Source organism: Roseiconus nitratireducens (genome assembly GCF_008629675.1).
GTDB lineage: Bacteria > Planctomycetota > Planctomycetia > Pirellulales > Pirellulaceae > Stieleria > Stieleria nitratireducens.
The window spans coordinates 1-21,586 of the sequence record NZ_VWOX01000008.1; the positions used below are offsets into that span (position 1 = coordinate 1).

Annotated in this window: 17 protein-coding genes; 5 read left to right on the forward strand and 12 right to left on the reverse strand. The window is 61.1% G+C overall.

All coding sequences use genetic code 11. The features are described from left to right. Positions 1 to 109: 109 nt before the first annotated feature. The 3 genes from FYK55_RS14840 to ribA all read right to left on the reverse strand — a co-directional run bounded on the left by FYK55_RS14840 (position 110) and on the right by ribA (position 4,660). Positions 110 to 2,197 (reverse strand): SHD1 domain-containing protein, encoded by a 2,088-nt coding sequence (locus tag FYK55_RS14840; protein WP_150077226.1) that lies wholly within the window; start codon positions 2,195 to 2,197, stop codon positions 110 to 112. A 241-nt stretch (positions 2,198 to 2,438) separates the two neighbouring features. Continuing rightward, complete coding sequence (locus tag FYK55_RS14845) at positions 2,439 to 3,332, reverse strand: prephenate dehydrogenase (protein ID WP_261344955.1); 894 nt, start codon at positions 3,330 to 3,332, stop codon at positions 2,439 to 2,441. A gap of 77 nt (positions 3,333 to 3,409) precedes the next feature. Continuing rightward, entirely contained in the window at positions 3,410 to 4,660 is a 1,251-nt protein-coding gene (gene ribA, locus FYK55_RS14850; RefSeq protein WP_150077448.1) for a GTP cyclohydrolase II, read from the reverse strand. A 176-nt stretch (positions 4,661 to 4,836) separates the two neighbouring features. Between ribA and FYK55_RS14855 the strand changes: the two genes are divergently transcribed. Continuing rightward, the gene (locus FYK55_RS14855) at positions 4,837 to 5,964 is read left to right on the forward strand and encodes an alpha/beta hydrolase (RefSeq protein ID WP_161604519.1); all 1,128 of its coding nucleotides are present in this window, start codon (positions 4,837 to 4,839) and stop codon (positions 5,962 to 5,964) included. Here the strand turns inward: FYK55_RS14855 and mtaB are convergent. Both mtaB and FYK55_RS14865 read right to left on the reverse strand, forming a co-directional pair. Next, positions 5,940 to 7,265 carry a tRNA (N(6)-L-threonylcarbamoyladenosine(37)-C(2))-methylthiotransferase MtaB gene (gene mtaB, locus FYK55_RS14860; RefSeq protein WP_150077229.1) on the reverse strand — a complete coding sequence of 442 codons (1,326 nt, stop codon included), beginning with the start codon at positions 7,263 to 7,265 and terminating at the stop codon, positions 5,940 to 5,942. The two genes, FYK55_RS14855 and mtaB, sit on opposite strands and share 25 nt — an antisense overlap. A 42-nt stretch (positions 7,266 to 7,307) precedes the next feature. Continuing rightward, positions 7,308 to 7,643 carry an ATP-dependent Clp protease adaptor ClpS gene (locus FYK55_RS14865; RefSeq protein WP_150077230.1) on the reverse strand — a complete coding sequence of 112 codons (336 nt, stop codon included), beginning with the start codon at positions 7,641 to 7,643 and terminating at the stop codon, positions 7,308 to 7,310. 227 nt (positions 7,644 to 7,870) lie between these two features. Between FYK55_RS14865 and FYK55_RS14870 the strand changes: the two genes are divergently transcribed. Then, positions 7,871 to 9,292, forward strand: a complete 1,422-nt coding sequence (locus FYK55_RS14870) for a dipeptidase (RefSeq protein WP_261344954.1) — start codon at positions 7,871 to 7,873, stop codon at positions 9,290 to 9,292. A 68-nt stretch (positions 9,293 to 9,360) separates the two neighbouring features. Further along, on the forward strand, positions 9,361 to 10,635 hold the full coding sequence (gene serS / locus FYK55_RS14875; protein WP_150077231.1) for a serine--tRNA ligase: 1,275 nt from the start codon (positions 9,361 to 9,363) through the stop codon (positions 10,633 to 10,635). 19 nt (positions 10,636 to 10,654) lie between these two features. Here the strand turns inward: serS and FYK55_RS14880 are convergent, their stop codons facing one another. From FYK55_RS14880 to FYK55_RS14910, 7 genes are all read right to left on the reverse strand, one after another. Continuing rightward, on the reverse strand, positions 10,655 to 11,035 hold the full coding sequence (locus FYK55_RS14880) for a hypothetical protein (protein ID WP_150077232.1): 381 nt from the start codon (positions 11,033 to 11,035) through the stop codon (positions 10,655 to 10,657). A gap of 94 nt (positions 11,036 to 11,129) precedes the next feature. After that, positions 11,130 to 11,732 (reverse strand): hypothetical protein, encoded by a 603-nt coding sequence (locus tag FYK55_RS14885; protein WP_150077233.1) that lies wholly within the window; start codon positions 11,730 to 11,732, stop codon positions 11,130 to 11,132. 425 nt (positions 11,733 to 12,157) lie between these two features. Then, positions 12,158 to 13,597: a DUF1501 domain-containing protein gene (locus FYK55_RS14890; protein ID WP_150077234.1), complete on the reverse strand. Its 1,440-nt coding sequence runs from the start codon at positions 13,595 to 13,597 to the stop codon at positions 12,158 to 12,160. A gap of 14 nt (positions 13,598 to 13,611) precedes the next feature. Then, positions 13,612 to 16,047, reverse strand: coding sequence for a DUF1549 domain-containing protein (locus tag FYK55_RS14895; RefSeq protein ID WP_150077235.1), 2,436 nt, complete (start codon positions 16,045 to 16,047; stop codon positions 13,612 to 13,614). A gap of 296 nt (positions 16,048 to 16,343) precedes the next feature. Continuing rightward, on the reverse strand, positions 16,344 to 16,874 hold the full coding sequence (gene mscL, locus FYK55_RS14900) for a large conductance mechanosensitive channel protein MscL (protein ID WP_150077236.1): 531 nt from the start codon (positions 16,872 to 16,874) through the stop codon (positions 16,344 to 16,346). Beyond that, positions 16,871 to 18,352, reverse strand: a complete 1,482-nt coding sequence (locus FYK55_RS14905) for a catalase (RefSeq protein WP_150077237.1) — start codon at positions 18,350 to 18,352, stop codon at positions 16,871 to 16,873. Before FYK55_RS14905 ends, mscL begins: the two co-directional genes overlap by 4 nt. 138 nt (positions 18,353 to 18,490) lie before the next feature. Beyond that, on the reverse strand, positions 18,491 to 18,961 hold the full coding sequence (locus FYK55_RS14910; protein WP_161604520.1) for an LURP-one-related/scramblase family protein: 471 nt from the start codon (positions 18,959 to 18,961) through the stop codon (positions 18,491 to 18,493). A 430-nt stretch (positions 18,962 to 19,391) separates the two neighbouring features. Between FYK55_RS14910 and FYK55_RS14915 the strand changes: the two genes are divergently transcribed. Next, on the forward strand, positions 19,392 to 20,072 hold the full coding sequence (locus tag FYK55_RS14915) for a PspA/IM30 family protein (protein ID WP_150077239.1): 681 nt from the start codon (positions 19,392 to 19,394) through the stop codon (positions 20,070 to 20,072). Positions 20,073 to 20,254: 182 nt separating this feature from the next. Next, positions 20,255 to 21,583 (forward strand): tetratricopeptide repeat protein, encoded by a 1,329-nt coding sequence (locus FYK55_RS14920; protein ID WP_150077240.1) that lies wholly within the window; start codon positions 20,255 to 20,257, stop codon positions 21,581 to 21,583. The last annotated feature ends 3 nt before the right edge of the window (positions 21,584 to 21,586 follow it).

Here is a 21,586-nt window from a genome sequence, read left to right on the forward strand (position 1 = left end):
GATTGCTAAGAGTCCACCGTCTGGCGACGGTGGCTACGTGAGATTCGACGAGTGGCGCGCCGCTGGCGGTGACCTTACGGTGACCGGACCAATATCTTTCCGGCGCCGGTCATCGGATCCCTTGGCCGTTGACCAGGCTGGTCCCAAACCCGGATTGATACTCGGGCTTCAGAATCTGCTTCGGAATCGAAACCTGTTTGAAGAAGTCCTCACGCGGCTTCTCATACTCTCTGGCAGTTTCCTGCAGGGACTTGCTGCCGCTGATGAAGAACGGCATGGATGTCGTCCGGCTCTGCTGCCAGAGCGTCTTGCCACCCTGCACCAATTGGATCTTGCTGGTGTACGGCGTGAACGAAACGGTTTCACTTCCGAATGCACCGATGTTGCGATAGGTCCGCTGCTTGGTCTCGCCCCGAGTGATCGACACTTCCAACCGCGTCGGTGCGTTCCCGGCCACCTGATACCCGGAGGATTTGGCCGCTTCGGTCAACCATCCCGTGATGTCGTTGGGGCTGATCCCCGGAGCCCCCGACTTGACCTGGACCGAGATCGTGTCCCCCGACTCCAGCGCGGTCAGCCCCGAGTGATTCTTGCCGGCCTCGGCCTTCGCCGCGTCATGCGGCACACGCACGATTCCCACGTAGCCACGTTCGGCAAACGTCAGCAATCCCTGATGAATCAGATCGGTGTACTCCAAGGCATCACCGGACAGGTTGTATTTCCAAATGATCAGATTCGAAGGGATCGAGAACAACACGCCGGAAGGCAGCAACAAGAAATCGTCGCCAGCCCACATGATGTTCTTTCCCAACACCGCCAATCCGACGTTGGCCTCGTGGGTCAATGTCTCTTCGCCCGTGGCAACATCAAAGATCGACAAGCTGGTGCCCATCGCCACGGCCAACTTGGTGCCATCGGGTGAAAAGCCCAACGAACCGGCACCTCGCTGGAACGGAACCGAACCGAGCTGCTGACCGTCGGCGGTTCGCAAGATCACGCATTGATCCTCGGCCATCATGGCGATGTACTGGCCACCGGGTGAGATCGTCGGTTCGTTGAACGATTCGGTCTTGGCCCGCCAACGCTCGCGTCCGGATCCGTAGTCGTGCACGTGCACTTGACCGTCGTAAACGGTGACCGCCAGTTTGCCGGGCAAGATTTTCCGGTACCGCACATAGTCTTGCTTCTTGTCATCGTTCGGGAACATCCTCCAGTGGGCAATCACGTTCGGATTCCCCTGGCTCATCCCGCTGATCACGCACAGGCTGGAAGGGCGATGGTCGTCGATGCCGGAGACAATGCCCAGAATGTCTCCGGACTGGGGTTCGGCCGTCGACAGCCAAACCTTCTCGGGCAAAAAGCCAACCTGTTTGCTGCGTCGGCTGCTGAGGTCGGCAAGAAAGAGCTGCGTCCCCTTTTCGTCCGAGCGGGTATTGATCAGGCAATAGGCGGCCCGTGATCCGTCGTCGGCGACGATCACCGGACGGTGAAGATCACTTCCAAACGGCACCTCGCCGGTCTGCAACAAGACGTTGTCCAACGAGCTCAATTGATAGGGGCTGGGATCCGCCGAAACCTGTTTCGCCGCATCCATGCGTTGGAAAACCAACGGCTGGGTCACGCTGTAGGACGTCGCCTGGCCCAAATTCAAGCCACCTCGCGAGGACGCTCCGCCGGACGCGGTCGAATTCATCGCCGCCGGTCCACCACCCGCGCCTGCCGGGCCCGGAGAAAACGTGCCGCCGGCGAACGGGTTTTCTTCGGCCGTGTCGACCGTCGCCAGATACTCCTGGTCCTTCAGAGAAAGCTTGTCGACCGGGACATCGACCACTCGCCCGTCGGCCTTTCGCAACCGGACCGTGGTCGCCGTCTGAGAAACCAGGCTGGCTTCGATCTGAAAACGCCCCGACTGGTCACTCCACATGCGGCTTTGCGCTCCGGAAGGCTCCGAGGCCGAACCGGTCATCACGGTCGCCCGACTGGCCACCACGACGACCTTCTGCAGCGAACCGCCGATCTCGGTTTCGACCAACAGGAACCGACCCCCGGGCCGAATTTCGACCACGCGTCCCTGCAGTTTGGTCCCGGCACGGCTGAACTCGACTTGGTCGCCGACGTTGGCCGCCCAGGCCCCGGCGATCCAAAACGGGACACAAAGACAAATCAAACCGATACGCTTGGCAGCATTGATCAACACCAGAATCTTCCTCAGAAAAGATGCGAGATGAAGTACCGATTCGGCAACCGCCGACGCGGCATCCGAGCAATGATCCGGTGGAAAGACCGCGAGAAGCTGCCCGGTGCGGCGGTGACATCCTACCCGAATAGACGCCGCTTTTCAGAAAGAGTTCCGCCGCGCGGGAACGCGGCCCACCGATCAGAACTTACCGGCCGCTCCCAGCGGTCGCATTCGGCGTCGGCCCATCGGTGGCACGGATTCAGCGGCGTGCGGCGACCGCCTGGTCCTTGCGTGCTTTGGCCGCTTCCAGCCACTGCCGCAGTTCCCCTGTTTCCTCGGCAGCCACCAATGCGCGGAGCCGATCCAAGGCTCCGCGAAATTGATCGATTTGATCCAGAATCGCGTCGCGGTTGTGATCGCAGATCGCGGTCCACATGGCCGGATCGCCGGAGGCCACCCGCGTCATGTCTTTCCATCCGCTGCCCACCAGCGGCAGGCTTTCCGGCTCCGTCGATCCGGCCAACAACGAAGCCATCAGGTGCGGCAAATGGCTGACCGCGGCGAGCCGGCGATCGTGTTCCTCAGGCGTCATTTCGATCACCTCGCCGCCGGTCTGGCGCCAGAACTCTCGGGCGCGTTGCAGAAAACCGGGGTCGGGCGAGTGCCCCGGTGTCAGGATCACGGCCTTGCCGTCCAGCAGGGTGCGGCTGGCATTGGCAACGCCTGTCTTTTCCGAGCCGGCAATCGGGTGCGCCGCGACGAACCGTCGAGCCACCGTCGCCCCCAGGTCCGCAACCCCGGCCACGATCTTTGCCTTGGTGCTGCCCACATCGGTGATCATCGCGTCATCGGCCATCGTGGCGGCACACGCGTCAACCAGTGATGCGATCCGATCGACAGGGCTGGCAATCACGACCACGTCCGCTTGCCGGCATGCCGTTGCCAAATCGCAAAAGGCTTCATCCACGGCGCCCTGCTGGACCGCGGAACGGCAACCCGATTCTGTCCGCGCGTAGCCGACGACGTGCACACCGCTCCGCCGCAAAGACATGCCGACGCTTCCCCCGAGCAGTCCCACGCCCACAATCGCCGCGCGTTGGAGCCAGAGAGGTTTTTCGGGAAGTTCGGTCATGGCGAAACGGTTGGACGTCACATCGGCGGACAACGGACGATTTCTGACCAACCGTCACGCAAGCGGGCTAGAAAGGATCCGGGGCGGTACGCGCCACCTTATCCCAGGTCAGGAAGCTGATGCCCCAGCTTCTGACGCTTCGTTTGCAAATAGTTCTTGTTGTGTTTGTTAACCGCGGTGACGATCGGCACCTGGTCCACGACGGTCAAATCGAACCCGCGCAGATTGAACGCCTGGCGTTTCTTCGGGTTGTTGGTCAGCAAACGCACCTGGCTGATTCCCAAATCTTTCAGAATCTGCAAACCGACGCCGTAGTCCCGCATGTCCGCCTTGAATCCCAACGCGTGATTGGCTTCGACGGTGTCCATCCCTTGATCCTGCAGGGCATACGCCTTGATTTTCTGCGCCAGTCCAATGCCGCGGCCTTCCTGTGGCAGGTACACCAGCGCCCCGCGCCCTTCGTCGGCAATCATTTGCAACGCCATGTGAAGCTGGTCGCCGCAGTCACAACGCAGCGAAGAAACCAGATCGCCGGTGAAACAACTGCTGTGCATCCGCACCAGCGGCGGTTGGACACCGCCGTCGTTGGACGACAAATCGCCCAGCTTCAGTGCGATCGGCTCCTGGGCTTCAAAATCCACCGAATACACGATGATTTCAAAATCTCCGTACCGCGTCGGAAGGATCGCCTCCGCCGCACGGTTGACCAGTTTTTCACTGACACGCCGATGTGCGATCAACTGCTCGATGCTGATGATCTTGAGGTTGTTCTTGCGGGCAGTCTCGATCAGTTCTTCCCGGGTGGCGCGGTCGCCCGACGCGTTCAGCACTTCGCATAGCACCCCGGCCGGTTGCAGCCCGGCCATCCGGGCCAGATCCACCGCCGCTTCGGTGTGTCCGGCGCGCCGCAAGACGCCGCCCTTCTTGGCGATCAACGGATACACGTGCCCCGGACGGACAAAATCTTCCGCCTTGCAATCGGGCGATGCGATCCGCCGGATCGTTTCGCTACGTTCGACGGCGGTGATGCCCGTGCGTGCGGTGGCGATATCCACCGGGGTCACGAACGCCGTCCGCAGCGGCGCATTGTTGTCTCCGGCGACGGGCGTCAACTCCAGACGTTTACCCACCTCCGGCAGGATCGAGACACACAGTTGGCCGCGGCCGCCGAGCATGAAATTGATGGTTTCGGGCGTCGCTTTCTCCGCGGCACAAATGAAGTCGCCTTCGTTCTCGCGGTCTTCCGCGTCGACAACAATCACGATTTCACCGCGGCGAACCGCTTCGACAGCCTCCGGAATCGAATCGAGAGGATGGTCGCTGGCGGAGGACGCTTCTTGGAAAGGCATGAATACAGCTTCGATGGAATTGGTCTGGCCGCCACCGCCGGGATTGTCGACACACACGTGTCCTGTGGGGAAATCCGGCATCGTCGCGGCGTTGGACACTGTCGTATTATAGGGCAATGAGCAGGTTTCCCAGAGTGCCTGCCGAATTTGCGAGCATTCGTGCAACTGAGGATGGGATGAATCTGACGCAGCCAAGACAGATTGCCGGGGCTTCGGCCCGCCGATACCGCGGCGCATTGGTCGGCAGGACAATCACGGCTTGCCCCACGTGGGCCGCCGTTGCAATCGCGATCGGCGTGGCCGTTTTTGGGGCCACTGTCTCTCCGGCGACACAGGCCGCGGAACAAGACTCGGCCGGTGCCGACGCCACCCTGCGGTGCATCAAGACGTCCGGCATCCAGTTTTGCACCCGCGACGGATCGGCCGGCTTGTGCGACGTGTATCTGCCAGCCCCGCAGGCGTCTGATCTGGCTCCTGAACAAACGGGCCCCGCAACCGAAGACGACGCAAACACCAACGCTGCAACGCCATCGCCCAACGGCAGAGTCGATCGACGCTGGCCGGTCGTGCTGGTGGTCCACGGCGGTGGCTGGGCCGCCGGAGACAAATGGACGATGAACGGCCACTGCCAGGCACTTGCCAAAAGCGGTGTCGCCGCGGTGTCGATCAACTACCGCCTGGCGCCAGAGTTCCAATTTCCCGCACAAGTCGATGACCTGCGCGAAGCATTGGTGTGGATCACGCGGCACGCCCAGGAGTACTCCCTGGACTTGGACCGCGTGGGTCTGTTCGGCTACTCGGCCGGCGGACACCTGGTTTCGCTCTTGGGCACGTTGGCCGACGAACCGTGGGAGACGGTTCAAAACACGACGACGTGGCCGCAAGCGGATTCGCGTTGGGACGAGATCCCCACGATCCGAGCCGTCTGCGCCGGCGGGCCTCCGACCAACTTTCAAAACCTGCCACCGGGCAATTCCGCGCTGGCCTATTTCCTGGGGGGCACCCGCCAGGAAGTGCCGGAGGTCTACTCCGCTGCCTCGCCGCTGCATCACGCTTCCAACGGCGATCCGCCGTTTCAACTGGTCCATGGCGAAGCGGACGGCATCGTGCCGGTCGAGGGAAGCCAGGCGTTTCACCAGGGACTGACCGAGGTCGGTGTGAATGCCTCGCTGAAGGTGTTACCGAAAAACGGACACCTGCTGGCCTTCATCAACCCCCAAATGACCGAGGCGATGGTGCGGTTCTTTGTCCAGCAGCTGGACGTCGACAAACAGGACGCTCAGACGCCCGCGGCGGACAACTGATTGCACCGCAAGGAATCCTCACGGATCTCGTCGAAACGCAATCGCACCAGATCCCCCGTGGTGACCGGCGAATCGGCGGGCACCTGCCATTGGGCCGGTGCGTAACGGCAGGTCGTTCCGCGGACCGACCGTCTCGGAAGGGCATCGTCGGAATCCGCCGCGACCGGATGCTCCGATTCGATCAGCACCTGCAGCGGCTCACCGACCAGGCTCTGGTAGTACTGCTGCCGCAGCTCGGCTTCCAATTCCCCGAGCACTCCGACGCGATGCGTCTTCAGGTCGCCAGGCAATTGATCGGGCATGTCGGCCGCGGGAGTTCCGCGGCGGGCACTGAAAGGGAAGGCGTGGATCTTGGAGAAACCTGCGCGACGGCAGGTCTGCAACGTTTGCTCAAACTCCTGATCCGTCTCCCCGGGGAAACCGACGATCACATCGGTCGTCAACGCCGGCTTGTGCAGCGATTGCCTCAGCAGGTCACAACGATCGAGAAACATCTTGGTCCCCCACCTTCGACGCATCCGTCGCAGCACCGAATCGCTGCCGGCCTGCAGGCACAAGTGGATGTGCGGCACGACACGATCGCCGTGATCGGCCATCACGGCGATCAGACGACGCGTCACCTCGGTCGCTTCGATGCTGGACAACCGGATGCGAAAGTCACCGGGCAGCCGGCACAACCGCTCCACCAGATCCGACAACCGCGTCCACTGCTCGCGCGGCTTGTTGCGATTCCAATCGACACCGTAGTGCCCCAAATGGATGCCCGTCAGCACGACTTCGCGATGCCCGGCCTCGGTCAATCGTCGCACCTCGTCCAGAATGTGCTGTAGCGGCCGCGAGTGCAGCTTGGGCCGGACGTGCGGAATGATGCAGTAACTGCAACGCAGCAGACAACCGTCCTGAACCTTGACGTACGCGCGGTGGCGTCCGGAAAAACCGTCCAAGCCCGTGGGCACGTCGATCACGCCGAAACGCGACATCAGATCAGGTAGCTCGCGCTTGTCGGTCACGACCTCGGCGACGCCGGGAAGGCGGGCGACTTCCTCGGGGGCCCGCGTCGCGTAACAGCCCATCACGACGATCCGCGCGTCGGGATTCTCGCGGGCCATTCGGCGAATCACTTGGCGGCTCTTGGCATCGCCCTGATTGGTCACCGTGCAGGTGTTGACGATGCACACATCGGCCCGTTGGTCGTCGGTGCAATCTTCAAAGCCGACGCGCTGCAGCCCCTGGCGGACGAGTTCCGTTTCGTACTGGTTGACCTTACAACCCAGAGTGGTAACGCGGAGCTTGGCCGGCATGAATTCTTCGTGAGGGTGGATAAGTCGGTGGGCGGCAACCGATCAAGTTGCCGGCTCGATCGTCGCACTCATGCTGCCTTTGCAGCGCGGGATCAAGTCGTCTTTGCCGAAGGCGTGGATCTGGTCCCGCTTCAACTCGGCATGTTCCATGGTGGTGGTCAAACAAATCGCCTTGCCAGAATTATCAACCTCGCGGGCGATCTGAAATCCTTTTTCGACAGGGTACCGAAACAGCTTCCGCATCATGATCACTACGTACTCGTAGCTGTGATCGGAATCGTCCCACAGGACGACGTTGTACCGCGGTTGCTTCTTCGGTTTTCGCTTTCGCTCCTTCTTCGAAGCCGGTTTGACAACGGTGACCAAATCGTCTGACATCGTGTTCGTCGCTCCCTGCGAAAGGAATGGCCGCTGACACCATTGGCGTGCCCTGGCGTCCAATGGGAACCCACTTGGACAAGACCCCGCGAAGGCGTTCGGCCGGACGTAAGCCCTCTGTCGTTTCGGACTCCGAGGACCTATTGTAGCGCCGCCGGAAAACCGTCGGCAGACCCGATTTTCAAGGTTTTAACCGATTTCTTACTCCTCCGCGTCGGATTGCCACCGTGTCGCAACAAAGTCGAAATCCGCACCCGAAATCGCCGGACAAGGCGGCATTTGAACAACTGCTGACGGATTTACACGCGGAGCGTCCACAGCACCTGGAAGATTTGATGCAGTGGTTGCGAATCCCCAGCGTCAGCAGCGACAGCCGACGCAAGGACGATGTGCAACAGGCCTGCCAGTGGATCGCGACCAAGCTCGGCTCCGCCGGGTTGAAGGTGGACGTGATGCCCACCGAAGGCCACCCGCTGGTGATCGCCGAAACACCTCCAGTCGACGGGGGACCGGTCGTCCTGGTGTACGGCCACTACGATGTGCAGCCGGCCGAACCGCTGGACCACTGGATCAGCGGACCGTTCGACCCCACCGTTCGCGATGGTGACCTGTTCGCGCGCGGGGCGACCGATGACAAAGGTCAAGTACTGACACACGTGCAAAGCGTCTGCCAGTGGATGTCTGCCGGCAATCCGTTGCCGCTGCAGATCAAATTCCTGATCGAAGGCGAAGAAGAGGTCGGCAGCGCCAATTTGGAACGACTGCTGCCAGAACTGTCGGACCGGCTGGCCTGCGATTGCGTCGTGATCAGCGACAGCAGCCAATACGGAGACGGACAACCGGCAATCACCTACGGACTACGCGGCATCGCGACCTACGAGCTGACCGTCAGCGGTCCCAGCCAGGATCTCCACAGCGGTTCCTTCGGCGGCGCCGTGATGAACCCCGCGATCGCGCTGTGCCATCTGCTGTCGTCCATGGTCGACTCGGACGGCGTGATCCAGCTGCCGGGCTTCTACGACGACGTGGAAGACTTGCCCGAGGACCAACGCGACCAATGGCGTCAGCTGCCGCAATCCGACGAGGCCTTTGCGAAAAGCGTCGGCGTGGAACAACTGTTCGGCGAAACCGGCTACACAACCGATGAACGTCGCTGGGCCCGTCCGACCTTTGACATCAACGGTCTGACATCCGGACACCAGGGTGAAGGCGTCAAGACGATCATTCCGGCCCTTGCCTCAGCCAAGTTCAGCTTTCGTCTGGTTCCCCACCAAGACCCCGAACGCTTGACCAATCAGCTTCGCGAACACCTGGCCGCCCACGTTCCCGTGGGGGTCGCGTGGGATCTGAAAGTCGATCACGGGGCGCCGGGCATGCTGGCGCGGATCGACACTCCGTTCGCTCGCGCCGCGGAAGCCGCCATCGAGCAAGCGTTCGGCACCCGACCGGTGTTCATCCGCGAAGGCGGCTCCATCCCGATCGTCACGCGGTTTCAGGAAGTCCTGGGCTGCGACTGCCTGCTGCTGGGATGGGGGCTCTCGGACGACAACGCGCACAGCCCGAACGAAAAATTTCGCGTCCAAGACTACTACCGCGGCATCGAAGCCTCTGCCCGGCTCTGGAACGAAATCGCAAACCCGCCAGAATAAATAGACGTCGCCCGTATCGACACAGAACGCTGGCTCGCTTCTCGACTCCCTCGCAGAACTCCCCACCGATGCTTGATCGCAAATTCATTCTCCAAAACGCCGAACTCGTTGCGAAAAACTGTGAACTGCGCGGCGTGCCCTGTGACGTCGACCGCATCGTCGAACTGGAATCGTCGCGGCTGGAGAAACTGCAACTGGCCCAGGAACTCAACCGGCAGGCCAACGAACAGAGCAAGAAGATCTCCAAGGCCGCCGACGACCAGGAACGCCAACAGTTGATCGCCAAGGGACGCGAACTGCGCGAACAAAAGGATGCCGCCCAGAAGGAATGCGACCGCCTGGAATCAGAAATCCTGGCGATCCAAATGCTGATTCCCAATCTGACCCATCCCGACGCGCCGGCCGGCGGTGAAGAAGACGCCAAACAACTTTCGCTGGGCGCGACCGCCAAACCGGAGTTCGACTTCCCGCCGCTGGATCATTTGCAGCTCGGCGAGAAACACGACCTGTTCGACTTCGAAGGCGGGGCGCGCGTCGCCGGTTCTGGGTTCTACTTCCTCCGCAACGCAGCAGTCCGACTGGACCTCGCCCTGCAGCAGTTCGCCATTTGCTTCCTGTCCGAACGCGGCTTCACGCCTGTCGCCACGCCCGACCTTGCTTTGACAAGTGTCCTGCAGGGAACCGGATTCAATCCACGGGGACCGGAAACCCAGATCTACAGCATCGAAAACACCGAACTGAACCTGGTTGCCACCGCGGAGATCACGCTCGGCGGAATGATGAGCGACCAGACGGTGATGGACGAACAACTTCCGATCAAGCTGTGCGGTCTGAGCCATTGTTTTCGCACCGAAGCCGGCGCCGCGGGAAAAGCCTCCAAGGGTTTGTACCGAGTGCACCAATTCACCAAGGTCGAGATGTTCGCGTTCACCTTGCCCGAACAAAGCGACGCGACGCACGAAGAAATGCGGCAGCTGGAATGCGAGCTCTTTGACGCCCTGGAGGTGCCGTATCGCGTGGTCGATACGGCCAGCGGCGATTTGGGTGGCCCAGCCTATCGCAAGTACGACCTGGAAGCTTGGATGCCGGGCCGAGGTGAGGCGGGCGAATGGGGCGAAGTCACCAGCACCAGCAACTGCACCGACTACCAGGCCCGACGCTTGAACGTCCGCTACAAAACGGCCGGCGAAAAAGGGACCCAATTCGTCCACACGCTCAACGGCACCGCCGTCGCGACCGGCCGGGCCATCATTGCGCTGATCGAAAACCATCAGCGAGCCGACGGCAGCATCGCCGTCCCCAAAGCCCTTCAGCCCTGGATGGGTTGCGACGTGATCCAGTGAGACAGCGAGGAGAATCCGCCTACTGGCGTCGCAGCAACTTGTGACAGTTGACGCAGCTGTGGGTCATCTGCGTGTAGGAGAGTGTCGCTCCGTCAATGCTTTCCTTTTCGGCGGCCATCACCAGGGTCCCGGTCGTGAACCAGAACACTTGGTTCTGCATCCGATACTCCGCCGATTCATTTTCGATCCACTTGCGTTTGCCGAACTCGTTCAGTGCGCGCGCCCCGCGGAGGATCTTGTCGAAATCCTCGGTGACCAAACCGTCAAGAATTTGACGCGAGTACTCCAACTTCTTTTGCATCTCGACTTTGTCGCTGTCGGACGGAGGTTGGGCCGCCGCGGCGGCGGCCACGCAGAGCACCAAGCCGATGGACACGATGAACCGATGTTGGAATGCCATGGGAAACTCCTGCAAAGACGGTTTGGAGAAACGGACCGGTACGAAGGCTCCATCAGTCGCTGGTGCGGTTCGCCGAGCGACGCCCACCGACTCTTTAACGACTCTTGGGCAACACCCCGCGAACCGGCTCCAGTTTTGACAGCCGTTGATCCAGCGACAGGATCTCGTCGCCCAATCGGTCGACCTTGGCTTCGACGAAATGCAACAGCGTCGAAAAGTGTTCGGGTTCTTTCAGAATGACCAGCGACAGCTTGGCCAATTCATGTTTCAACCGCAGCCGCTCCAGTTCCAGCTCGCTGATTTGACCTTTCTCCCGCTGCTGCTGCGCGGTTTGCAGGTCCAACCTTGCCAGGCGTTCTTTTTCCTCGGCCTGCCGCAATCGGACCTGGCCAGGTCCCGTGACCGACGCCAGTTCCGCCTGAGCCAACTGTTCCTTGGCGATCGCGACACTGGACTTCAACCGTTCGATCGCCAGCTTGGAAATCGTCCCGGGAGCCGCACGCTCAATTTCCATCACCGCAGCCAACTCCACTTCGGCCAGCCTCAGACGCGTCTGCGCGTACTGCAGATCGAGCTCATAACGCGTCTTCGGCGGCGACGTGCTTTCACGGTCCGACTCCTGGGCCGAACAGGCGACAGGGATCGCCACCAGAATGACGACCAGAAAAACGCGACAGAAACGACCCAAGTGTGACATTTTAGCTTTCCCGTATTCAACGCGAGGGGCCATGTGTGACACTGCGGAACACCGCGTGCCAAGATCAACGACGGGCCCGTGCGTCCAGCGTGAATGGCAACTCTTGTTCCGAGAACTTGCCCTCCCGCCGGGAGCTCATACAGCTTCGCTTCACCCACCCTCCGGGAGGGTCGCGGAGGAGCTTGCGACGACGCGGGGAGGGGACGGCCGGCGGCATCGATTTCAGCTGGTTTTTCAAGGCACCCTCCCCAAAGGCTCGTGCCTCGCCTTTGACCCTCCCGGAGGGAGGGTGAATTGCAGAGACGCACCTCTTTTCCTTGCACGGTTCCTCTTTGAGCCGACGCGGCGTCGCTATCACCGATCCGCGACTGGTGGTCGCTCCTTCGCTTCTGCCCGGTTCGCGGCTTCGACACGGTGGTGCCGAGCTAGGCAAACAGATCTTCGACGGCGCGACCGTGTCCGTCCTGCGTGACGTAAAACGGTCGCGACTCAATGTCGAATCCGGTCTTGGGGCTGATGCCCATCGCGGTCATGATCGTCGCGTGCAAATCCGTCACCGAAACCGGATTCTCGATCGCAACCAGCGGTCGTTCTTCGGCGGTAGCGCCGTACAAAAAGCCTTTCTTCATTCCGCCGCCGAACAGCACCACGCTGGTGCCGCCGGTGAAGTGCCGGTGCAAGCCGTAGTGCTTCATCTCGGTCACTTTGTCGACCTTGAACGTGGCTTGGTCGTTGGCATTCGAACCCGGCTTGCCTTCAATGATCGCGTCGCGGCTGAACTCCGACGCGATCACGACCAGAGTTCGATCCAACAGTCCCCGGGATTCGAGGTCCAGAATCAATTGGGCAATCGGTCGATCGATTTCTTGATGCAGACGCTCGACGGTCGCGTGGCCGTTGGCGTGGGTATCCCAGTGCAAAAACGGAACGTATTCGGTGGTGACCTCCACAAACCGGGCGCCGGATTCGACCAGCCGCCTGGCCAGCAGACAACCGCGGCCGAAGCGACTGGTGTCGTAGCGTTCGTAGCTTTCTTTCGGCTCTTGGTGAATGTCAAAGGCCTTCCGCTCGTCACTGCTGAGCAATCGATACGCCTTGTCCAGGGACCGCATCATCGATTCCTGGTGGTAATCGCTGGCAAATCTTCGCTGCGGGCTTTGGTCAACCAGTTTGCGGAACAAGCGATCTCGATCGGCGAAACGTTGCGACGTCATGCCCGCCGGCGGCGTCACGCTGCGGGACGCTTCGGCGGGGTGCGGAAGGTTCATCGGACCAAATTCGCTGCCGAAGAATCCGGCCGTCGTGAAAGCTTTCAATTCTTCTTTCTCGCCCACCCCTTCCAGCCGTTGGCCGATGTTGATGAACGGCGGGATGACGGGATTGAGGGGGCCGAGCACCTTGCCCATCCAAGCACCCAGGTGGGGACAAGCGACGGTCTGGGGCGGAACGTATCCGGTGTGCCAATGGTACTGGTGACGCGAATGCAGGATGCTGCCCAGATCCGGCTGGACGGCCGACCGGACGAGCGTGGCACGATCCATGACCGACGCGATGTTCTCCAGACCGGCGCAGATCTTGATGTTGTCGACGGCCGTGTCGATCGCCGGAAACGTGCTGACCATGGAATCCACCGGCAATCCGACCTCAAACGGCGTGTAGCGTTTGGGGTCAAACGTTTCCGGTGCGGCCATGCCGCCGGCCAACCAAATCAAGATGCATGAATCGGCCTTCGCTTCCGGTTGGGAGACCTGCGCCGAATCAGCCAGCGCACGCGGCGCCCCCATCGCTAATGTCGCCGCGCCGGCGGCCGCCAGCTCTTGAAGAAAGGCGCGGCGTCGGATCGATTCGTTGACGTTTCTGGACATAGCTCTTGTCCGGGTTAGCGGATGATCAAGTATTCGGGCATCAGGCACACGGCCCACAGCAGATCCTCGATCGCTTCGACCGAAGGGGACGGCCCGAGTGCCTCGGTGATGGTTTTGTATTCGGCCTCGGTCGGCTCGCGTGAAAGGGCCTGGCGATAGATCTGGCGAGCCAACTCGGTGGTCGCCAGGTCTTGGTTCTTCCATCGGCGGGCCCCCGCAGCCAAAGCCTCCGCCAACCTCTCGCCGGCACTCAAGTCGACCGCTTCCAGGGTGGTCAACTGGTCCGGTCGCGAGCTGACGATTTGATCCCGGTTGGGTCGGCCCAACGACCGCATCAAGAAATCGCTTTTCATCAACGCGGCCCGAACCATCTTGTCCGAAGCCGATACACCAGCGGCCAACCCATTCTTTGCCGCGGCGTCGATGCTGCGATACTTCTCCGGCCGGCCCACGGTCGTGACCGCTTTCCAGGGACCCGCGACGCGTCCCAGGCGTCCTTCCCGACCGGTGGGCAACTTCGAACTGTATTCCCAGGAGTCGTCACTGGCGAACGCGACTTCGGAACCGTCCTCCAGCACCAACCGGGCTTCGAAGAACAGGCCGGCAGGGTCGGGAGCATCCGTGAAGTTCTCGGCCACGATGACGATGGTGTTGTCTCCCTGCTGAAGTCGCCCGGACAACGAAACCGTTTGCACACGTGACCAGCCCTTTCCGCTGGCTACTTTGCGACCTCCGAGATAAAGCTCGAATGCATCGTGGGCGGTGATCACCGCTGCCCCGGAGCGAACCGCGGCGGGCAGGTGAAGCTGCTTTCGAAACGACAGCCGTCCGCCTCCCGGAGTGCCATCGGCCACATCACCCCAAATCCACTGGCCCTCCAGCTCGAGCGATGCCACCACGTCCGGATCCACTTTCCCTCGCAACACCGGCGCATCAAACTCCTGCGGGGCCGCTTCGGTCAGCTGCCACACCGAGTCGACGAACTGCTCCGCGGTCATCCGCTTGGGACGCGGTCCGGTGTACGTGTATTCCGAACCAGCCGATGACTCCTCTGAAACGATTTCGCTCCGTGCCCCGTACGCTTGTGACGTGGCGATCAGTCGCAACACCGCCTTCAGGTCGTAGTCGTGCTCGACCAGGTAACCGGCCAGATAGTCCAGCAGGTCGCTGTCCCAGGGACGCGTGTGCATGGCGTCCAGGGGATGCACCAGTCCGCGCCCCATCAGGCGAGCCCACAACCGGTTGACGATGGTTCTGGCGAAACGCCCGTTGTCATCATCGGTGATCAGTGCCGCCAGTTGTTCCAGCCGCTGTTGCCTCGCCGCATTCGGATCGATCGTTCCCAACTCGGGGAACAGCCAGCCCGCCGAGGCGGTCTGGCCGATCGGCTTGTCGCAACGATGGATCTCCAACGGTTCGGTCGCGTAGACGGCTGCCAGCGAATACGCGTCGGTCAGCTTCCAACGATCGATGAAGCTGTCGTGGCAGGAGGCACACTTCAGATTGATCCCCAAAAACGCTTGCGCCACGTTCTGGGCAAACTGAATCTCGACGGTCTGGCCGGCGCTGACCGTGCCCCGCCACTTGATTCCGTCGATGAACCCGCGGCTGGCATCGGTCGGTGGGCTGATCAGTTCACGCGTGAATTGATCAAACGGCTTGTTTTGGACCAAGGCTTCGTACAACCATTGGCTGATCTGCTTGCGCCCGCCGGTGATGAAACCCGTGCCGTCGTAATCGTTTCGCAGCAAGTCGTTCCAAAATGTCAGCCAGTGCTCGGCGTAGTCGACGTCCCGCGCCAGCAAGTCATCCACCAGCCTTTCACGTTGGTTCGCCTCGCCGTTCGCCAGGAAGGAATCCAATTCGTCCTCCGTGGGAAGCAGACCGACAAGATCCAGCGAAGCCCGACGCAAGAACGTCGCGTCAGCGGCCGGTTCCGGCGCTTCCGCTTGATGCTCGGAATAATAGCGCGTCAACAATTGATCGATGGGGTTCCGGTCTGAGCGTTCCTCGGGAAGCTGGACCGAACGCGGCAAAAGCGGTGGCTGGTAGGTTTGCTCGGCAAAGGTCAAGTCGTCGGGCCAAGGCATCCCGGCATCCACCCAGCGTGCCAAAACTTGCTGTTGTTCTTTCGTTACCCGCGGCAAATCCTTGGGCGGCATCTGCAGATCAGGATCCTCCGATGCGACCAACTCCAAGAACGTCGACTCATCCGCCACACCCGGTTCCGCGACACCGCTTTCCAGGAACAGGGCACGCGTGTTGATTGAGAACCCGCCTTTGGCTTCCGCGCCGCCGTGGCAGCGGACGCAATGTTCGCGCAAGATCGGCACCACATCGTGAGCAAAATCTATCGGCGCGGCCTGGCAACAATCTGGCTGGAGAGCCCCGGTCAACACGACGGAGAGAAGCGATGCCGTCAGCATCGTCGGAATTCGCGTCTCAAACACGGCGTTACATCTGCAAAGGAGGGCGGGGAAGAAGGAAGGAGGGCGGCGAGGTTTTCGCAAGCGGGGAGGCTCGGACGGCGGCCGGCGATTCGCGGACTCAGCGTATTCACCATCGCCAGACGCTCAAGGTGCGGCGCTGCCCAGACGCACCAAGCAAAGCGTTCGCCACGATCCGATGGTTCATTGTAGCACGCAGACCATACGGCCTCGCCTGACACGCCGCCGACGGGCGGGACGTGACCGGCCACAGGGGAGCGTGGAAGCGGTCCGCGATCAGCAGCTAACGATCCCGTTCCTCAAACGGCACCCGCGGCGCTGTCATCATTCTTGACCACCTCGGGAACATCCAGCGAGGAGGTGCAGTGGGGACAACGCGAGGCCCGAAAGGGAATGGTGCTGCGGCAGAAATCGCACTTCTTATCTGCCGGTTCGCCTTCGGGAGGCTTATCGCCAAAGGCCTCCTCCAGTTGGGCATCCAGGCGGTTGACCACGCGAATGATCGCAAACATTGCCAGGGCGACGATGAACAACGACAGACAATTGTTCAAGAATTGGCCGTAATTGATCGTGACGGCTCCGACCTCCTGGGCCGCTTGCAGCGTCGCGAAGCCGCCCTCGGGCACCGTGATACCGTCGGGAACATCCAGCACCCAGAACAGATCCGAGAAGTCGGCATTGCCGGTCACCAACCCGATCGGTGGCATGATGATGTCACTGACCAATGATTTCACAACGGCCGTGAACGCGGCGCCGACGGTGAAGCCGATCGCCAAATCGATCATGTTCCCACGCAATGCAAACTTCTTGAACTCTTCGACAAGCTTCATGCGATCGGGATGGGTTCGTCAGCGGGCGCCTCCAAACGGCGTTCGACTCCGGAAGCAAAATCGGGATGGATTTTCCGGAAGTGCTCCAACACCTTGTCGCGAATCCGCTGAGGGCTATCGGCCATGGAATTGGAGATCGCGGTGCACAGCCGATCTCGCGCCGGATCGTCCAACACCTTATTCCAAAACAGGGCCGGCTGGCCATAGTAATCCTTGTCGTCACAGGCGAACTCGTCGTAACGACGTCCGTCTCCATGAACCGGCATCGGCGGTTCTTTCGTCCGGCCCGTTTCGACCGGGCCGTCCATCGTGTTCGGTTCGTAGTCGACGCTCCCGCCGCCGTTGCCGTCCACTCGCATCGTTCCGTCACGATGGTAGGTGGCGTAGGGGCAACGGGGTTGGTTGACCGGGATCTGGTGGTAGTTCACGCCCAAGCGGTAGCGGTGCGCGTCGGGATAGCTGAGCACGCGGTTTTGCAGCATCCGATCGGGCGAAATCCCGATGCCTTCGACCAGGTTACCGGGCTCGAATGCCGCCTGTTCCACGTCTTGGAAGTAGTTGGACGGATTTCGATTCAATTCGAACACGCCCACTTCGATCAACGGATAGTCGTCATGGGGCCACACTTTCGTCAGGTCAAAGGGATGCCATTCGTAACCCGCCGCGTCGGATTCCGGCATGACCTGAATGAACATCTTCCACTGCGGGTAGTCCCCTATGTCGATGGCGTCGAACAAATCGCGTGTCGAATAGTCGGGCGCCTCGCCGGCAATCTGCACGGCTTCCTCGTCGCTGAAATTCTCGATGCCCTGCTGAGTTTTCAGATGGAACTTGACCCAATGTCGCTTCCCATCCGCGTTGTAAACGCTGAAGGTGTGGCTTCCATAGCCGTTCATGAAGCGTGCACTCTTCGGCGTCCCCCGATCCCCGTACAGAAACATCACTTGGTGCAATGACTCCGGCACTTCGCCCCAGAAATCCCAACGCCGCCAGTGGGGCTTCAGGTGCGACTGCGGCTCACGTTTTTGAGTTCGAATGAAGTCGCTGAATTTCAAGGGATCACGGATAAAGAAGATGGGCGTATTGTTCCCCACCAGATCCCAAACGCCTTGATCGGTATAGAACTTGAGCGCGAATCCCCGCGGATCTCGGGCGCTGTCGGCCGAACCACTTTCACCACCAACGGTGGAGAAACGGGCAAAAGTTTCGGTCTGCTTTCCGACCTTACTGAACAAATCGGCCATGCAGTACTGGGTGATGTCGCCGGTGACGGTGAACGTCCCGTAGGCGCCATAACCCTTGGCGTGCACCACCCGCTCGGGAATCCGTTCGCGGTTGAAATGAGCCATTTTCTCAACCAGATGGACATCCTGCATCAACACCGGCCCCCGCGGCCCCGCGGTCTGCGAGTGCTGATTGTCGTCCACCGGTCGGCCGAACTGCTGCGTCTGGAAGGGGCATTTCTTTTCACTAGCCATTGATCTTTCCTGAGTGGAAACCGGGTGGGACAGGTGCGGTCGGGCAGCATTCCAACTCCCCGCTGCGTCTCTTCGTTTGGCAATCGCTGTGCCAAAAGCCGCCGGCACTCACACGCGGCCAGGCGACCCACCGCCGCGCTATCGGTCGTTATGACAGCACAGATCAATGACCACCGCGCAGGCCAGAATCAGCACGTCGTCTTCCCCGCTGGCGATGTCGACTCCATACGTATCGGTCAGCGAGAAGAAACGTTTGGAGACCGTCGCGATCGGCTGTCCGTCGCGTGTGAACTGATATTCGTGGTCGATGAAATCGCCCGTCGCGTCCAAGTCTCCCGCGGCGGCATCTTCCACGTCGAACACTTCTCGAAAGAACGTGAACAGCTTTTTCTTCACCGTGGCGACACGTTGATCGCCGCGGTAGACGTGATAAACCTTGCCAAAGGACAGCACCTTCTGTTCAACACGCGCCAACTCGCGGCCCTGCATGTCCTGGATCGCCAGCTTGTCGCCGACTGAGAACACCTTTCCGTCCACGTAGTAGCAGTCTTGTCCGCCGTCGTCCTTGATGGTGAAGTCGTCGCCAAGAGAAAAGAACTTTTGGTTCATCACATAGCGCATGAATGCTGTCCCCGCCGTCGAAGAGTGAAGAGCTGCAACCGTGATCCAGAAACCTCTTCCGGGCACGAACTCGCAGCAGAGCCCTGAGCAACGAGGATGCCGCTACCGCGCGGAAAGCTGATTCCCCGAAATTGTCCGGCCCGTGTGATCGCAAAGCGTCATCGCTGATCGGTCACAGGCCATTCCTTGGCCAACCGAGGGACTCAGTTGGGCGCGCCCGCAGAGCACTCCTGTGACCGGGAAAGGCCATCGGATCGCCGATTCTGTTCGAAAACGCACCAATCGGGAGTGGTCCCAAAAATGCCATTTTTTTCGGGACCAGCGCGCTCTGTGGGTCCGGGAGGGCTCCAAACAAGTGCCGCAGTAGCCCCGACATTTTTCCTCCCCGAAGAATCCCAACCCCACTAGGAAATCGGCCATGAGCATTTTCTCACGCGTCTCAGACATCATCAACGCCAACGTCAGCGACCTGTTGGATCGCGCCGAAGACCCTGAAAAGATGGTGAAAATGCTGATCTTCGAGATGGAAGACCAGATCGGCACCGCGCGTCAGGGCGTCGCCAAAGCGATGGCCGGTGAAAAGAAACTGGAAGCCAATCTGAATAAGAACCGTCAGGAGTCTGCCGCCTGGCACGCAAAGGCCGAGGCGGCTTTGGAGCGGGGCGACGAGGATTTGGCCCGCCAGTGCCTGGCCCGAAAGAAGGAATACGACCGGATCGCCGACAGCCTGCAACCGCAGTGGGAACGCGCCCGAAGAACGAGCGACGCCCTGAAATCCGACCTCCGCCGGGTCGAAGAAAAGTTGGACGAAGCGATCCGCCGCCGCGACAGTTTGATCGCCCGCCAGATGGCTGCCGAGGCGCAATGGCAGGTCCAAAACGTCGCGCCGTCGATGAATCGGGTGCAGCGTAGCTTTGACAAGTTCGATCGCATGGAACGCCGGGTCGAAGACTTGGAAGCCGAAGCGGCCGCCGTGATGGAACTCAACGACGCCTCGAACGAATTGGATCGCGAGGTCGAACAGAAGACGCGTGCCGCCGAAGTCGAACTGGAACTGGCCGCATTGAAAGTCCAGGTTGCCAACAAGAAAGACGAATAGCTTGTGCGCCGGTGCATTGAGCAGCGTGGCCGACGAGCGGCCGCTCGCACCGGCTTGTCTTCTCTCGCGACTTCGTGACGAAGCCCCCGCCACCGCGAACGGACGGGGGCCCTGCCGAACATTCAGCCACGCGAAAGATTGCCTGGCACCGGCTCTCAGACAGGCTGCGCTAGAGGTGCGCCATGACGATCACCACCAAGTGCCCAAGATGCGGCAAATCAAATTCTTTTTATCGCGTCTGGTGCACCGACTGCAAAGCCTCGCTCCCGTACGTCGTCGCGCCTCCGAAGGGCCTCGAGTCCGAAGAAGCGAAGTCACGAACCGACTTGTACAAACAGGCTCTCGCCGACCTGGAACGTCTTGTTCGCGAGGGCCGCGTCACGGAATCCACGCGCGATCTGATTCAGTCTTTCTACCGCAAACAGATTGTCGACACCGAGCGTGCCGAGGCGGAACTGAAACGGATGCGCACCGTTCACGAGTCCGTCGTCCTCGGCCGCGAGGCGGCGCAGCACGGAAGACACGAGGACGCCCTGGATCATCTCCACAAGGCGGTCGCGGTCAATCGCGGCATCTATCCGCTAAACAGCGTGATCGCCGAAATCAAGCTGGCGAAGGAAGAATATAGCCAGGCTTCCGATGCCGCCCACCAGGCGCAATCCCTGCTGCAGGCGGCGCAGAACGACTGTGACGCGTCACGTTTCGAAGCGGCCCGGGAGAAGTTGCAACAGGCCTGCGCCATCGATCCGGGCAACAAGGACATTCTCGCGACGATGCAACGCATCGAAACGGCGAGCAGCGAACAACGCGAGCAAGAAACGGTCGCGGAGCCTCAGCCGGAACCGCAGCGGGAAGCTCAGCCGGAATTCCAGCGAGAAGCTCAGCCGGCCCCCCTCGCCAGCGCCCCTCCCGCCCAATGTCCTCCGCAACCGGCCGCGTCGGCACCGCCTCCGGCAGCGGTTCCACCACCAGCGGCGGCGGCCCCGCCAACGCCCGCGATTTCTCCCGCACCGACGTCAAGTCCAACGGTTCGTCCAACGCCGGCCCCGGTGGCGACCCGACAAACCTCGGACGCCGTTCCCGCGACCGCCTCAGCTCGCTTCCTCGATGACGCGGAAAACGAGCGTAGCGCGACGGAGCGGCTGATCGAGGAGGCGTCGAAGTGGTCCGCCGTGATCAAACCGTTCCTGCTGGACAACGTCGGCTGGTTCGTGGGCGCCTTCCTGGTCGTGGCGGGATTCATCGTCTTGATCGTCTCGTTCTGGGGCACCATCGAACAGAACCGCGTGCTGATGCACTCGCTGGTGTACGTCGCGCTCGCGGTGGCGACCGGCGCATTTTTCTCAGCCGCCTACTTCATGAGGCTGAAGTACCCACAACTTGAAAGCTCCAGCAACGTTTTGCTGGTGATCGTGGCGCTGTTGATCCCACTGGTTTTTGCCGCCGCGATGCTGACGTCCCTGGTCCCAGTGACTCCCCCCGTCCCGGCCCTTCTTTCGAGCGTCCTTTGATTC